Annotated in this window: 11 protein-coding genes; 7 read left to right on the top strand and 4 right to left on the bottom strand. The window is 52.8% G+C overall.

Annotation, left to right across the window (positions count from 1 at the left end; translation table 11 throughout):
- Positions 1 to 20 precede the first annotated feature (20 nt).
- The gene (locus tag B4C79_RS03665) at positions 21 to 716 is read right to left on the bottom strand and encodes a response regulator transcription factor (protein WP_171096906.1); all 696 of its coding nucleotides are present in this window, start codon (positions 714 to 716) and stop codon (positions 21 to 23) included.
- 22 nt (positions 717 to 738) lie between these two features.
- Positions 739 to 1,698, bottom strand: a complete 960-nt coding sequence (locus B4C79_RS03660) for a patatin-like phospholipase family protein (protein WP_171096904.1) — start codon at positions 1,696 to 1,698, stop codon at positions 739 to 741.
- 191 nt (positions 1,699 to 1,889) lie between these two features.
- On the opposite strand from B4C79_RS03660, the gene B4C79_RS03655 reads away from it, so the two are divergent.
- The 7 genes from B4C79_RS03655 (at position 1,890) to B4C79_RS03625 (ending at position 11,017) form a co-directional block, all read left to right on the top strand.
- Complete coding sequence (locus B4C79_RS03655; RefSeq protein ID WP_291743164.1) at positions 1,890 to 3,611, top strand: NADH-ubiquinone oxidoreductase-F iron-sulfur binding region domain-containing protein; 1,722 nt, start codon at positions 1,890 to 1,892, stop codon at positions 3,609 to 3,611.
- A complete protein-coding gene (gene fdhF / locus B4C79_RS03650) occupies positions 3,608 to 6,346 on the top strand; it encodes a formate dehydrogenase subunit alpha (RefSeq protein ID WP_291751341.1) in 2,739 nt (912 codons plus the stop codon). The genes B4C79_RS03655 and fdhF overlap by 4 nt, the downstream gene beginning before the upstream one ends.
- Before the next feature lie 154 nt (positions 6,347 to 6,500).
- Positions 6,501 to 8,369 carry a hypothetical protein gene (locus B4C79_RS03645; protein ID WP_291739296.1) on the top strand — a complete coding sequence of 623 codons (1,869 nt, stop codon included), beginning with the start codon at positions 6,501 to 6,503 and terminating at the stop codon, positions 8,367 to 8,369.
- Between the two features lie 83 nt (positions 8,370 to 8,452).
- Positions 8,453 to 9,613 carry a cyclopropane fatty acyl phospholipid synthase gene (gene cfa / locus B4C79_RS03640; protein WP_171096896.1) on the top strand — a complete coding sequence of 387 codons (1,161 nt, stop codon included), beginning with the start codon at positions 8,453 to 8,455 and terminating at the stop codon, positions 9,611 to 9,613.
- Positions 9,614 to 9,699: 86 nt separating this feature from the next.
- Positions 9,700 to 10,137 carry a MarR family winged helix-turn-helix transcriptional regulator gene (locus B4C79_RS03635; protein ID WP_291739297.1) on the top strand — a complete coding sequence of 146 codons (438 nt, stop codon included), beginning with the start codon at positions 9,700 to 9,702 and terminating at the stop codon, positions 10,135 to 10,137.
- Positions 10,134 to 10,550 carry a PaaI family thioesterase gene (locus B4C79_RS03630; RefSeq protein WP_291739298.1) on the top strand — a complete coding sequence of 139 codons (417 nt, stop codon included), beginning with the start codon at positions 10,134 to 10,136 and terminating at the stop codon, positions 10,548 to 10,550. Before B4C79_RS03635 ends, B4C79_RS03630 begins: the two co-directional genes overlap by 4 nt.
- Positions 10,550 to 11,017 (top strand): PaaI family thioesterase, encoded by a 468-nt coding sequence (locus B4C79_RS03625; protein ID WP_291739299.1) that lies wholly within the window; start codon positions 10,550 to 10,552, stop codon positions 11,015 to 11,017. The genes B4C79_RS03630 and B4C79_RS03625 overlap by 1 nt, the downstream gene beginning before the upstream one ends.
- Before the next feature lie 9 nt (positions 11,018 to 11,026).
- On the opposite strand, the gene B4C79_RS03620 is transcribed toward B4C79_RS03625, so the two are convergent.
- Positions 11,027 to 12,529 carry an MFS transporter gene (locus B4C79_RS03620; RefSeq protein WP_291739300.1) on the bottom strand — a complete coding sequence of 501 codons (1,503 nt, stop codon included), beginning with the start codon at positions 12,527 to 12,529 and terminating at the stop codon, positions 11,027 to 11,029.
- Positions 12,530 to 12,622: 93 nt separating this feature from the next.
- Positions 12,623 to 15,148 carry a DNA topoisomerase (ATP-hydrolyzing) subunit B gene (gene gyrB / locus B4C79_RS03615; RefSeq protein ID WP_105027771.1) on the bottom strand — a complete coding sequence of 842 codons (2,526 nt, stop codon included), beginning with the start codon at positions 15,146 to 15,148 and terminating at the stop codon, positions 12,623 to 12,625.
- Positions 15,149 to 15,180: the final 32 nt, after the last annotated feature.

The following is a 15,180-nucleotide window of genomic DNA, read 5'->3' as shown; positions in this document are numbered from 1 at the left end:
GGCCTCCCAGCCAGCGGTGTTCAAGAATCGAGCAAGCGCGCTTTGCGTTCAGCCCGAATGAAAATATCAACAGCCTGACCTTTGTTTTTTGCACCCAAGCGCAAGAATATTTCCTTGATGTGCCCACGCACCGTATCCGGGCTGATGTCCATTTCACGCGCCACTTCCTTGGCCGACAAGCCTTCGGCGGTTTTGCGCATGATTTCCACCTGCTTCCAGGTCAAGGGTTTGTCCGACCCCGGGGCATAAATGTTGGAATGGTATTCGTTGGCAGCCTTCTCCGCGCCTTTGGGCACATCGTCAAGCACACCCGCCTGTATCAGCAAATTTTGAAGGGCACGAAGCAGTTCAGGGTAGGTGCTGGCCTTGTTCACGTAAAAATAGCCAGCCCGCTCAGCCTCACGCGCCAGGTTTTTGTCGAGCACGCCCGAACAAATCAGTTTTGGGCATTGTGGAAACAGCACTGCAAAGGTGTTGATGGTACCCACGCCCTTGGAGTCGGGGAGGTCCAGATCGGCAATGACCAAGTCTGGCTCAGCCCGAATGGCTCTGGCCTTCTCCATGCTTTCCACCACAATAATTTCACTGTGGGTGACCAGCTGGTCGATCATGTCAGCCAACATGATCGAAATCATGGGGTGGTCTTCAGCGATCAAAATTGTGGGTTTGTCCGTCAGCGAACCCATGTCTGCATGCCCTGTTTTTTCTTTTGTCATCAAGGCATTGTACTGCGAAAATTTAGAGCCGTGCCTGCGGGTTTGCCTGTGCCATCAGCCGTTCGCGACTTCCCTGTATGGCAGCCTGAATTTTTGGCACCAGTTTCTGCGCCACTTTTTCGCCTTCCAGCAAAAACTCATGGCGCTGGTCCAGATTCAATGCATCAGCATGTTGCACACTGGGTTGTATCACCACATCGGCCCGGGCCAACTCGGCACGAATGGCTTGTTGGCTCAGAATATTGATGCTTTGGTCGAGCAACCCCCACCATCCCATGGCACCTGCTCCAGTGCGTGGTTTTGCAGAAATATCCACCGCAATCACCACATCGGCGCCCATTTCACGGGCAGTCAGCACAGGTACAGGGCTTACCAAACCACCATCCACAAACTGGCGTTTTCCGATACGGGTAGGTAAAAACACGTTTGGAATGCTGCACGACGCACGCACTGCCTGCCCAGCGTTTCCATAGTTAAAGGCAACCTTCTCACCGCTTTCTAGGTCGGTGGCCACAGCTGCAAAACGAATCGGGAACTGATGAATGGCCTTGTTCTTCACTTGCGTATTCACATACTGCTGCAATTTGTCGCCTATCAAGAACCCCTGGCTGCTCAAGGTCAGGTCGCGAATGTCGGCTTCCTGCATACCCAAAGCTACGCTTTGCAAGGTGTAAGCGTTCATGCCACTGGCATACAAAGCACCCACAAAGCTGCCTGCACTGGTACCCACCACAATGCTGGGTTTGATACCGTGGCTTTCCAGCACCTTGATCACACCCACATGGGCAAAACCCTTCACACCACCGCCGCCCAGCACCAAGGCAATCACAGGCTCGCGGGTTTTCGGTACAACCGGGTCTTGAGCCTGGGCAGCCGGTACAGGTTCAGGCAAAGGCGCAACTGGCGGTGCAACCGTGGCACAGGCAGACAACACCAAGGCCAACATGGACGCCAGGAAAATGCCAAAAGGCTTGTTTTTCATACACATTTTTCGAAAACTGATTCAAGAACAGGATGCTACCGCAGTGCAGCAAACTTGGGTTGACAGAATCCACTAACGGCAAATTGAGCTGCAGGTTTACGATGAACTTCACCGCAACCCCTTGGTCCTAGAAAGGACTGTGTAAGTTCAATAGCGGCCTAATAGGGCGAACAACAGAAGGCGGAGATGAGATGAACCCAGCAATCATACCGATTGCAACTGCTGTTGACTTTACGCAACAACACCGCGGCAAACCCAAAGGTCGTCAAGCAAACCCCCACTGCGTGTCCGAAGTCCTTGCCATTGTGGGCCAAGAAACGCTGCGCCGCGACCTGCTGATTGAATACCTTCACCAACTGCAAGACCACTTGGGCTGTCTGCCCAAACCTCACCTGGCCGCGCTGGCTGAATGCCTGAGGTTGTCACAAACCGAAGTGTTCGAAGTGGCTACCTTCTACCATCACTTCGATGTGGTGGACTCCGAACACTCCGCAAACCACGATCTCACTGTGCGTGTGTGCAATGGCCCGTCTTGTTGCATGGCGGGAGCAGAAGAACTGATTGAGAAATTGCCTGCACTGCTTGGCAGCACCGTGCGGGTTCAAGCGGTACCCTGCATTGGGCGTTGCGAGCAAGCCCCGGCAGTGGCTGTGGGCCAGCATGAAATGGGCTGGGCCAATCACCATGAAATTATGGAAGCAGCATTTGGTCAGCACACCACGGCCTTGCCACCGCGCCACACTGGTGTAGCCCAATACAAAGCCGCAGGGGGTTATCAACTTTTGCACGAATGTGTAACGGGGAAACGCACGGTTGAATCGCTTATCAACACCCTCTCGAATTCAGGCTTGCGCGGTTTGGGTGGCGCGGGTTTTCCAGCCGGTAAAAAGTGGGCCATTGTGCGCGAGCAAAACGCACCCCGTTTGATGGCTGTGAACATCGATGAAGGCGAACCCGGTACCTTCAAAGACCGCAGCTACCTTGAACACAACCCACATCAGTTTTTGGAGGGCATGCTGATTGCCGCCTGGGCCGTGCAAGCCAGCACCATTTACATTTACCTGCGCGACGAATACCACGCCTGCCGGGCCATGCTGCAAAACGAACTGGCCCTCCTCAAAGCCAGTCCGCCGATAAGCAACATGCCCGCCATTGAACTTCGTCGTGGTGCAGGCGCCTACATTTGCGGTGAAGAATCGGCCATGCTGGAGTCGATTGAAGGCAAACGTGGATTACCAAGGCTACGCCCACCTTACGTTGCGCAGGTGGGCTTGTTCAACAAACCCACACTGGTTCACAACTTTGAAACCCTGTACTGGGTACCCGCGATCCTGGAAAAAGGGGCAGGCTGGTTTTCCGAACAGGGTCGCCACGGGCGAAGTGGTCTACGGTCGTATTCTGTATCAGGGCGCGTGAATAAACCTGGCGTTCACCTGGCCCCGGCAGGTATCACCCTGAACGAGCTGATTTCCGAGTACTGCGATGGCATGCTGCCCGGCCACACCCTTTATGGCTATTTGCCAGGCGGAGCATCTGGCGGAATATTGCCTGCAGTACTGGCCGATGTGCCACTTGATTTCGACACCCTGCAAGCCCACGGCTGCTTCATCGGCTCCGCGGCTGTTGTGGTGTTCTCTCAAGCGGACAGCGCTGTGAACATGGCCCGCAATCTGATGCGGTTTTTCGTGCATGAAAGCTGCGGGCAATGCACTCCCTGCCGCACCGGAACCGCCAAAGCCCTGGCCTTGATCAATCAACCCAAGTGGAATGTGCCTTTGCTGCAGGAGCTTTCTGCCGTCATGCGCGATGCCTCCATTTGCGGTCTGGGCCAGGCGGCCCCCAATCCGATTGATTGTGTCATTCGCTACTTTCCTCAGGAATTGGAATTCGAGCCACGAGGCAGCCAATCATGAACGCCTCGCAAATGATCCGCTTACAGCTCAACGGCGAAACTGTTGAAGCCCTGCCTGGTGAAACCCTGCTGCAAGTTGCCCAACGCGAAGGCATCCAGGTACCCCACCTTTGCTACAAAGCCGGCCTTGAAGCCGCTGGCAACTGCCGCGCCTGCGTGGTCGAAGTGGAGGGCGAGCGCACCCTGGCCGCCTCGTGTTGCAGGCAGGTCGTAGCGGGCATGGTGGTGCAGACTGATTCAAACAAAGCCATCGCCGCGCAAAAAATGGTGCTGGAACTGTTGCTGGCCGACATGCCCAACCATGCAAACCCAAAAGCGCTGAAAACCGACAATGAATTGACCCACTGGTGCCAGCAAATGGAGATTGAAGGCAGCCGGTTTGACGCGCGAGCAGCCGTGCCTGCCGACCTGTCCCACCCAGCCATCGCGGTAAACATGGACGATTGCATTCAGTGCACCCGCTGCGTGCGCGCCTGCCGGGACGTGCAGGTGAACGATGTCATTGGCCTGGCTTTTCGCGGTGAACATGCCGCAATTGTGTTTGATCAAGGTGATGCGCTGGCCCAATCCACCTGCGTGGCCTGCGGCGAATGCGTACAAGCCTGCCCCACGGGTGCGTTGAGCCCAGCCAAAGCTGCGGCACACCAGCCCGCAGATAAAACAGTGGATTCCGTATGCCCTTATTGCGGTGTGGGCTGTCAGCTTACTTACCACGTGAAGGGCAATACCATTTTGCGTGTCGAAGGTCGCAAGGGGCCCGCCAATGAAGGCCGCCTGTGCGTCAAGGGACGCTATGGCTTTGACTATGTTCATCATGAACAACGGCTCACCCAACCGCTCATTCGCCGCGAAGGAGTTACCAAAAACCCGGTCGATCTGCTGGATCCAGATCAAGTGAATAGCGCATTTCGCCCAGCCACTTGGGACGAAGCACTGGCCTTGATCGCCGGCCGGTTCAAGCAAATTAAATCCACGCATGGCGGCCATGCACTGGCTGGTTTTGGCTCCGCCAAATGCAGCAACGAGGAAGCCTATCTGTTTCAAAAACTGGTTCGCACCGGTTTTGGTACCAACAATGTTGACCACTGCACCCGCCTGTGTCACGCCTCGTCAGTGGCCGCATTGCTGGAGGGTATTGGGTCGGGAGCCGTGTCCAACCCGGTGATGGATGTAAACCAGGCCGAAGTGATCTTCGTAATTGGTGCCAACCCCACAGTGAATCATCCTGTGGGCGCCACCTGGATTAAAAACGCGGTTAAAAACGGCGCCAAACTGATTGTGGCTGACCCCAGGCGTTCAGACCTGGCACGGCACGCCACCCATTTTTTACAGTTCAAGGCCGACAGTGACGTGGCATTGCTCAATGCCTTGTTGCACATCATCATCGAAGAAAACCTGATTGATCGGGAATTCATTGATCAACGTACCGAAGGCTTTCAGGAACTGAAATCGAATGTAGCCAGTTGTACGCCCGAGGCCATGTCATCCATCTGTGGCATTTCACCGGCTGAATTGCGTGCAGTGGCCCGCCTGTATGCCACATCCAGTGCATCCATCATTTTGTGGGGCATGGGCATTTCACAGCACACCCACGGCACCGACAACGCGCGCTGCCTGATATCACTGGCACTGATCACCGGTCAAATTGGTCGACCTGGCACGGGCCTTCATCCCTTGCGCGGTCAAAACAATGTGCAGGGCGCATCAGACGCCGGGCTGATCCCCATGATGTACCCGGACTACCAACAGGTGTGCAATCCCGAAGCACAAAAGCGGTTCGAAGCCCTTTGGAACACAGCACTTTCCAACACCCCCGGGCTCACCGTGGTCGAGACCATGCAAGCCATTCTCGCTGGTGAGGTCAAAGGCATGTACATACTCGGTGAAAATCCGGCCATGTCTGACCCCGATTTAAACCATGCCCGAAAGGCACTGGCCGCACTCGATTTTCTGGTGGTGCAAGACATCTTCCTGACCGAAACGGCAAGCCTTGCCGATGTTGTTTTACCCGCCAGCGCCTTTCCTGAAAAAACCGGCACTTTCACCAATACCGATCGCCTGGTTCAACTTGGGCAACAAGCCATCGACCCGCCCGGTCAAGCACGGCAAGACCTTTGGATTATTCAAAGTATTGCTCAAGCCATGGGGCTGGACTGGGATTACAACAGTGTGGAAGAAGTATTTGATGAAATGCGCCGCGCCATGCACAGCATTGAGGGCATCACCTGGCAACGCCTGCAACGCGAGCACGCTTTGGTTTATCCCTGCGCCCATGAAGGAGACATTGGCCAGGCCGTGGTGTTTACCGAGCACTTCCCGACACCCAATGGAAAAGCTCGCCTGGTGCCAGCCCGATACCGTGGGGCCGCTGAAACACCTGATCTCCAGTTTCCCTTTGTATTGATCACCGGACGACAACTGGAACACTGGCACACTGGCAGCATGACCCGTCGCGCCAGCGTTCTGGATGCCATTGAACCCGAACCCACCGCACTGCTTCATCCCGAAGATTTAAAAGCCTTAAACATTAAGGCTGGCAACACCATTCGGCTTCAATCCCGCCGCGGTAAGGTAGAACTGTTTGCACGCGCCGACACGGGCACACCACCGGGCCATGTGTTTGTGCCTTTTTGTTATGCCGAGGCAGCAATCAACAAACTAACCCACGCAGCACTTGACCCCGACGGAAAAATTCCCGAGTTCAAGTACTGCGCTATTGCGGTGCACAAAAAATAGGGGAAACCCTGATTTTGTCAAACTTTAATGAATAAAGTGACACACAACGAGTGACACCTATTTGCCCGCTTTTGGACAAATTCACAGTTTGTGACATGTTTAGGGTCAAAGAAAAAATGAAATGCACTCGAACTGTGCGTTCTGGAGACCTGTCGTGGCCCTGCAAATTACTGTCTCACCGAACATGATCACGCCCGCGCTTGACCGTGGGATGAAGAACAATATTGCCCGTAAATCAGGCAATAAACACGTGCATGGTGACGTCTACAAACAGCGCACTGCCTGGAAAAAAATCTGTGACTTTGTGAGCTCCACACGTGCCATTCAAGTGGTTGCCAAAGCGCATTTTGAATCCAAACAATACTCCGAAGCAGCCATTCTGCGCAAAGATTACCAAGCCACCCAAAAATCAGACGCGCTGGGCCGCGCACTGACAGAAGACGAGTATGACGACACGGTGTGGAATTCAAGCGGTGTTCAAAACCGCTTGATGCGGGAAGATTACATTCGCTACAGCCCCAATTACTACGACAAGAAAAACGGTACGACCTCTCGCAACCTGTGGGCCCGCCGGTTCTCCAAATTAAGCCATGCCTTGCATGGCCTGTGCGAAATGAATGCCGCACCCACTGGCATGAGTTACAACGTCGTGCGCAACGCCGGCGCGAGTGGCGTTGATGAAAAAAGCACCAAAAACAAAATTCTCATGTTTGGTTTGCTGGGGTTTGTTGGTGTGGCCACTACCGAATTATTGAGCGCAATACGGGGCCTCTCCAGCAACAGTGCCACTTTCCTGGGTCAGGGTATTTTGACTTTGCTCATCGCATTCCCGGTGGCTTCTTCTGCCCTGGGTTTCTTGGGCTTTTGCGCTGGCCTGGCCAGCCAAATCGCGGTTCAAAAACACAAGGTCAACACGAAACAAAAAGAAAACCTTTCAAAAGACGTCAGCGAAAATCTTCAAAAAATACTGTCACAACTCAAATCCATCAAAGGCAAACCCGAGCTGATCCAGATCATGGCCAAAGCAATGCAGGGCAAACATCACATTCTGAAAAAAATCAAATCGAACAGTCTGGATGCTCAAGGCGTTCCCATTGTTTTGAATGCTGCACTGGCCGCAATTGACCCCGGCAAAAGCGACCTTGAAAACATGCAGGCTCTTAAAACCGCTTTGGGGCAATACATGCAGGTTGAAAAACCGGCAGGCGAATCAGCCACCCTTTGGGCACGCTACCGCTATGCCAAAGCAGTAACCACCAAAGAAAGTCACTATGTTGCGCTGGCGAGCACTGTAGACCACATGGATGTTAACAACCCGCATGCAAAAGCCATTCAAGATGCCCGTCGACAAACCGAAGAAATTCTTGCGCCTGCCATCCACAATTTTGCCCTTAAAACACTTGCCTACCCCGCGGCATTGCTTGATCGCGTGGCCAACACCCACATAGCGCCCACCTTGCGAAAATGGGCCAGCGAGAGCTACCAAAAAGCACATGCCAAGAAAATGAGCGACCCCAGCAGAGCAGCAAAAAACTGTTTTAAAGGCGAGTACATGGCCAAAAATATTCACCAATACGGCCCCGTCACACGTGCTTGTATAAAAATTGCCGAAGGCATGCGTTTGTTCAACATGAATGTGGTCTTGGCATCGAATGCCAACCTGTCGCGAATATTCAACAACATGGCACTTTTTGTGAACAACGCTGTGGGTACCAGCCCTGCGTCACGTTCCATGTGCAACAGCCTGGGGCGCTTTTTCGGGGGCGCCGTGTTGGCACTTATCTTCGGTACTTTCATTCCAATTGCCGCCGACGCCACAGGCGGTCCCTCGACTGTCAGCACCAACGGGAATTTCCCGGTGGATTTTTCCATGACCAACATTGGCATCCTGATGTTCCTGCTTTCCGCACCCACCTTGCTGGTTCAAGGGCTTGCACACGTGGCTGCACGGATAGAAGGCTGGGAAGGCAATATCAACAAAACACCCCCGGCTGGAGTTCCCACATTCCGGTTTGCACGCTGAATTCTTACTCCGACAGCTTGTTTGGCAAGCATTAGTCAAGTCTGCAATAATCGGTTTGTCGTCATAGCCACTTCACAGGTTCTATGAAAACACACCCGCACGATTTGGTTGATGCCCAAAAGGTACCCAAGCCTATTGCAGGCCTGTTGCACAGCGCTGGCATACACATTAACGGCACTGAACCCTACGACATTCAGATACTCGACGAACGCTTGTTCAACGCTGTACTCAGCCATGGTTCTATCGGCCTGGGCGAGGCCTACATGAATGGTTGGTGGACCGTGGCGCGACTCGACGAAATGATGTTTCGATTGATGCGAAACAATGCCGACGAACACACCAAAGCCTGGACCAAAATGCAATGGTTAATGCTTGCTTTGCGCGAGAAAGTCATTAATCTGCAAGCGCCCACACGCGCATTTCAAGTGGGTGAACACCATTACGACACTGGCAATGACCTGTTTGAAGCCATGCTCGATCCGCTCATGATCTATTCATGTGCTTACTGGGAACAAGCCCGGGATCTTGAACAGGCACAGTTGCACAAACTCGACATGATTTGCCAAAAATTGCAGTTACAGCCTGGTGAAAAATTGCTGGACATCGGTTGTGGCTGGGGTGGGTTGGCTTGGTACGCAGCAACTCATTTTGATGTGCAAGTGCTGGGTATCACCGTATCGGCGCAGCAACAACAATATGCCCGGGCGCGTTGTGCCGGTTTGCCTGTAGAAATTGAATTGATTGATTACCGCGACTTGCAAGGCCAATACGACAAAGTGGTGTCCGTGGGGATGTTTGAACATGTGGGCTTAAAAAACTACCCAGCCTATTTTGACGCGGTGCACCGTCTTTTAAAACCCGATGGTCTTTTTTTGTTGCATACCATTGGCGGCTTTAATAAAACCGAGGCCACTGATCCCTGGATCGACAAATACATTTTCCCGAACGGAAAAATTCCCTCACCCAGCGAAATTGCCGAACATGTTGACGGCAGACTGGTGCTGGAGGACTGGCACAATTTTGGCACGGATTACGACAAAACACTGATGGCCTGGCATGCCAATTTTGAAAAGGCTTGGCCCACACTTCAAGCCAATTACGATGAACGTTTTCACCGCATGTGGACATATTACCTGATGACCTGCGCAGCTTACTTCCGTGCCCGCAAAGGCATGCTGTGGCAATTGGTTTTCAGTCACCGCGAGAACTCACAGGTCTATCGCAGTAAACGACCCAGGTTCTAACCCCGTTTGATTTATTACACACACGTATTAATTGACGACCCCACTTAATTTCAATATATTACGCATACGTAATAATTGGAATGTACATGGATCGTCGTCTTTTTTTCATGCTGAACCGCGCGCGCGCTGTACTTTATCGCCACGCCGACAGTGGCGTTGAACAAGCCATTGGTGTACCGGCCGCACAAGTCAGTTTGCTGTTTGCGCTGGACAAGTTTCCACAGGCTTCCATGCAAGAACTTGGCGAAGTGCTTGGTTTGAACAGCTCCGCCATGACGGGTCTGGTGCAACGCATGAAAACCGCCAAACTGATTGAACGGGTAGTTTCACAAGAGGACGCCCGCGTGGCTCACCTGAGAATGACCAACAAAGGCAGGGACAAAATGCAGGCGGCCAAACCCTTGTTGGTCAAATTAAACAAACAACTGGTCGAAGGTTTCACCACGGAAGAAATTGATACCGTGCTGAAGTTTTTGAATGCCGTACAAACGCGTTTCTCGCAACCCAAAGGAGACACTGAATGAACACCACGCGCCTGGCCCAAACATTGGCCAGCAGTCCTTTTTTCCAGTTTGCCAAACTGAGTACTGTGAACAAAAACTCAGAAGAACATGTTCAACTGGGTTTTGATTCTTTTCTGAAAAACCACATTGGAACCCTCCATGCTGGCGCCTTGTTTACCGCCGCTCAAGCAGATGCAAAAATGCAACTGCTACAAGCATTGGCACTGCACAGCCATGGCTGGAAAATCGCGGCTTATACCAGCAGAATCGCTTACAAACGACCTGCGAAAGGGCCTGTTTGGATCCACACCACAGCGCCCACAATTGATTTCGACAACAGAGTGGCGCACACGGTGAGCACCTTGAACAACGAGGCCAACGAACCCTTGGCGGAACTTCACATTCAGTTCCGCTTGACCCAAGGAGAGCAATAATGCTGGACACACTGCTTACCCTGATCATGCGACCCCTGGTCAAGATGCAAATGGATGGCAAAGTACCTTTTGCCAAAGCCTGTGGCGTGCGGTTAAGCAGCATGGGCGATGGCGTGGCGCGTTGTGAAATGGCACAGAAGCCCGAACTGCTAGACGACACCGGCAAGCTTGCTGACGGCGCTCTGTTTACTTTGGCCGAGACCTGCTCCGGTGCAGCCATGGCGGGTGGCTTTGCCTCGGTTATTTTGGGAGTTCGACCAGTGGCCGCCCAAGTCGAATTTGAGGTGCTGAAACCCGCACTTGGCCTGATCAATGCCCAGGCCAAGGTGGCGCAAGCCATTTCACCGCTGAAGAAGACACTCCGCACCACTGGAAAAATCAATTTTCCAGTTGAAGTGGAGGTCAGCGATGCGAGCGGGCACAGCGTGGCCCGCATGCGTGTTACCTGGAACCTGAAGAAAAATTAAAGGGTCCGCCTAATGCGCAGTAGGCAGGTGTTTCAGGCTTTTGTACGCCAGTACACTGGCCAGCAACATGAGCACCGCGCCAGCGATTGAAGTCAGTTGCATGCCTTCCATAAAGGCATGCCTGGCGGCCTGTAACAAACTGATTTGTTCAATCGCGGGCAATTGAACGGCCGAAGCCACGGCCCCACCCAGAGTGTCCTGGGCCGCACGCTGAATGTCGCTCGGCCAGGCTGGGTTTAATAAACTCTCCATGCGATCACGGTAAATAGCCACACCTATGCTGCCGAATACCGCAATGCCCACGGCACCTCCGAATTCAGCGCCGGTTTCTGCCAATGCAGAAGCCGCGCCAGCCTTCTCGGGTGGGGCACTGCTGATGATCAATTCTGTGCCCAAAGTAAACATTGGGGACAAACCCAAAGCAAGTATCACCGTGGCCAACACCAGCAATCCCATATCCGCTTTAATGCTCAACAAAGCCAGGCCTGCAAAGCCAATCGCCGTACCCAATAATCCAAACACAACCAATTTGGCGTGCCCCAATTGTTTGGCCAGCCAAGGCGTGATGTTGGTGCCCACCACAAAAGCCAGGGCCCAGGGCACTGTCCATGCACCTGCCACCAAAGGTGTCAAGCCCAGCACCAATTGCAGGTATTGGGCAATGTAAACATAAACACCAAACATGGTCAGGCAACTCAACAGGTAAGTGCCCAGCACAGCCTTGAAGCCGGGTGCCTTGAACAGGTTTAGATCAATCAATGGGTCCCTCAAATTAGCCTGCCTGCGCACAAACCAAACGCCAAGCGCCAAACCCCCTCCGAAACTCAAGGCGCCCATCGTGTTCACGCCCTGTTCGGCAGTGTTTTTCAGTGCATAAATGAGGAGAAGTACCGCACTGAGTGAAAGCGCTGCACTGGGCAGATCCATGCGACCTGCAGATTCATCCTTGTATTCAGGCAACAGGCGTGGTGCAAGTATCAACAGCAAAATCATCACCGGAACATTGATCAAGAAAACCGAGCCCCACCAGAAATATTCCAGCAATACCCCGCCGACCAAAGGCCCCATCACTGCGCCAATTGAAAAACTGCTGATCCAGATACCAATTGCCTTCATGCGCTCGGCGGGATCATCGAACATGTTTCGAATCAGTGAAAGTGTGGAGGGTGCAATTGTGGCGCCTGCCAAACCGTGCAAAGCACGGGTCACGATCAGCATTTCCGCAGTGTTTGAGAATGCCGCCAAAACCGAAGCCACACCGAATGCAGCGGCACCAATCATCAACAAACGCCTGCGACCTATTCGGTCACCCAGTGTGCCCATAGTGATTAGGGCACCAGCCACCATGAATCCATAAATATCAACAATCCAAAGTAGCTGCGTGCTACTGGGTTGAAGGTCTGCGCTAATTGCGGGTATTGCGAGATTTAATACCGTCAGGTCCATGGAATAAAGTACACAAGCCAATGCAATAACAGACAGGCCGATCCACCTTGCTTTGCTGGATTCCATGAATTTGCATCCCCAATAAAAAAACCCCACAACAGAGTGTGTGGGGTTTGAGCTTAATCGAAGATTGTGATTATCTGATCAAGGACGTTGTGCTTAAACGTCAATATTGCCGGCTTTCAAAGCGTTGCTCTCGATGAACGCACGACGGGGTTCAACTTCATCGCCCATCAGGGTCGTGAAAATTTGATCTGCCGCAATCGCATCTTCAATTTGAACACGCAGCAAACGGCGCACTGTGGGGTCCATGGTGGTCTCCCACAACTGCTGCGGGTTCATCTCACCCAAACCTTTGTAGCGCTGTTTGGTAATTGCCTTTTCAGCTTGTTCGCGCAACCAGTGCATGGCCTCGCGGAAGCTTTGCACTGCTTGCACCTTTTGCTTTTCACCTTCGCCACGCTGAATTTCGGCGCCTTCGGAAATCAAGCCTTTGAAGGTTTTTGCGGCATGGGCCAACAAGGGGTAATCCGCACCATGAACAAAGTCAGGATCGATTGTGGTGACACGCACGTTGCCATGGTGGCGACGGTGAATCAACACACGGTGCTTGTCACTTTGCTCATCGAACTGCGAAAACACAGTCATGATTGCGGGGTCGAGTACGGCCTGCAAACGGGCTGCGCTGGCTTTGGATGCTTGTTCTGAATCAAGATCCAGTTCAACGCCTTCCACAATCGCGTTCAGTACATCGGGATCGATCATTCGGCTTAAACGACGCACCACTGCTTCCACAGTCACAAACTGTCGAGCCAGTTCTTCCAGTGCTTCACCCTTGATTGGGTCTTTGCCTTCACCAGGAATCAGCGCCGCTTTTTCCATGGCAATGGTCAGCATGTACTGCGCCTCTTCCTGATCGTCTTTCAGGTAACGCTCATCTTTACCGTGCTTTACTTTGTACAGCGGCGGTTGCGCAATGTACACATGGCCGTGTTCAACCAATTCCGGCATTTGGCGATAAAGCAGAGTCAGCAAAAGTGTACGAATGTGTGCGCCGTCCACGTCCGCGTCGGTCATGATGATAATGCGGTGGTAACGCAGCTTGGCCAGGTTGAAGTCGTCCTTGCCAATGCTGGTACCCAAGGCAGTAATCAACGTGGTAATTTGCTCCGAAGTCAGCAACTTGTCGAATCGTGCTTTTTCAACGTTCAGCACCTTGCCGCGCAGCGGCAAAATGGCCTGAAATTTACGGTCACGTCCCTGTTTGGCTGAACCACCCGCAGAGTCGCCCTCAACAATGTAAATTTCGCATTTGGCGGGGTCACGTTCCTGACAATCGGCCAGTTTGCCGGGCAAACCAACACCGTCCAGCACACCTTTGCGGCGTGTCATGTCGCGCGCTTTGCGCGCAGCTTCGCGAGCACGCGCTGCTTCAACAATCTTGCTGCAAATCAGCTTGGCATCGTTAGGCCGTTCTTCCAAAAACTCACTGAGCACCTTGGCCACAATGTCTTCTACAGGTGCACGCACCTCGCTGGACACCAGTTTGTCTTTGGTTTGGCTCGAAAACTTGGGTTCAGGCACTTTCACCGACAGCACGCAGCACAGGCCTTCGCGCATGTCATCGCCTGTCACTTCCACTTTCTGCTTCTTGGCAATTTCATTGACTTCAATGTACTTGCCAATCACTCGGGTCATGGCGGCACGCAAGCCGGTCAGGTGGGTACCACCATCACGTTGCGGAATGTTGTTGGTGAAACACAGCACCGATTCATTAAAGCCGTCGTTCCATTGCATCGACACTTCAACACCAATGCTGGTGCCGGGAATGCCACCATAAGTTTCGGCTGGGCGTTCACCCGCTGCATAAAACGTATTCGGATGCAAAATTTTCTTGTTGGCATTGATGAATTCAACAAAACCCATCACGCCGCCACTGCCGGCGAAATCGTCTTCCTTGCCAGTGCGCTCGTCTTTCAGACGAATACGCACCCCATTGTTCAGGAAGCTTAGTTCACGCAGGCGCTTGGCCAGAATTTCATAGTGAAAATCGTTGTTGTGCTGAAAAATTTCAGTGTCGGGCAGAAAGTGAACTTCCGTACCACGCTTGTCAGTGGTACCCACAATTTTCATGGGCGACACATCCACACCGTCTACCTGCTCAATGATTCTGTTTTGAACAAAACCACGGGCAAATTCCAGCTGATGCACCTTGCCTTCACGGCGAACAATCAGACGCAACCAGCTCGACAAGGCGTTCACACAACTAACACCCACCCCGTGCAAACCACCTGAAACCTTGTAACTGTTTTGGTTGAATTTGCCGCCAGCATGCAATTCAGTCAGCGCAATTTCAGACGCAGAGCGCTTGGGCTCATTCTTGTCATCCATCTTTACGCCGGTCGGAATGCCCCGCCCGTTGTCGGTCACGCTGATTGAATTGTCTGCATGAATGGTTACCACGATGTCATCGCAGTGACCCGCCAAGGCCTCGTCAATCGAGTTGTCAACGACTTCGAACACAAGGTGATGCAAACCGGTACCATCGGATGTGTCACCGATGTACATGCCAGGACGCTTTCGGACTGCTTCCAGGCCTTCGAGAATCTGGATTGAACCTTCGCCATAATCTGCGTTGTTGCCTTGTACGGGCAAGTCACCGCCATTCTGTGTTTCTGAAGTCATAAGAGTGTTGTTGTTTTCGTTTTATTGTCGTT

Origin of the sequence: Limnobacter sp. UBA7229 (genome assembly GCF_002473065.1) — a bacterium.
Classification (GTDB): Bacteria; Pseudomonadota; Gammaproteobacteria; order Burkholderiales; family Burkholderiaceae_B; genus Limnobacter; species Limnobacter profundi.
This window is presented reverse-complemented; position numbering and strand designations above follow the sequence as displayed.

Excerpts from the sequence above, each read along its gene's own strand:
- B4C79_RS03665 (WP_171096906.1), bottom strand. The coding sequence starts at position 716 with ATGACAAAAGAAAAAACAGGGCATGCAGACATGGGTTCGCTGACGGAC.
- B4C79_RS03660 (WP_171096904.1), bottom strand. The coding sequence starts at position 1,698 with ATGAAAAACAAGCCTTTTGGCATTTTCCTGGCGTCCATGTTGGCCTTG.
- B4C79_RS03655 (WP_291743164.1), top strand. The coding sequence starts at position 1,890 with ATGAACCCAGCAATCATACCGATTGCAACTGCTGTTGACTTTACGCAA.
- fdhF (WP_291751341.1), top strand. The coding sequence starts at position 3,608 with ATGAACGCCTCGCAAATGATCCGCTTACAGCTCAACGGCGAAACTGTT.
- cfa (WP_171096896.1), top strand. The coding sequence starts at position 8,453 with ATGAAAACACACCCGCACGATTTGGTTGATGCCCAAAAGGTACCCAAG.
- B4C79_RS03635 (WP_291739297.1), top strand. The coding sequence starts at position 9,700 with ATGGATCGTCGTCTTTTTTTCATGCTGAACCGCGCGCGCGCTGTACTT.
- B4C79_RS03630 (WP_291739298.1), top strand. The coding sequence starts at position 10,134 with ATGAACACCACGCGCCTGGCCCAAACATTGGCCAGCAGTCCTTTTTTC.
- B4C79_RS03625 (WP_291739299.1), top strand. The coding sequence starts at position 10,550 with ATGCTGGACACACTGCTTACCCTGATCATGCGACCCCTGGTCAAGATG.
- B4C79_RS03620 (WP_291739300.1), bottom strand. The coding sequence starts at position 12,529 with ATGGAATCCAGCAAAGCAAGGTGGATCGGCCTGTCTGTTATTGCATTG.
- gyrB (WP_105027771.1), bottom strand. The coding sequence starts at position 15,148 with ATGACTTCAGAAACACAGAATGGCGGTGACTTGCCCGTACAAGGCAAC.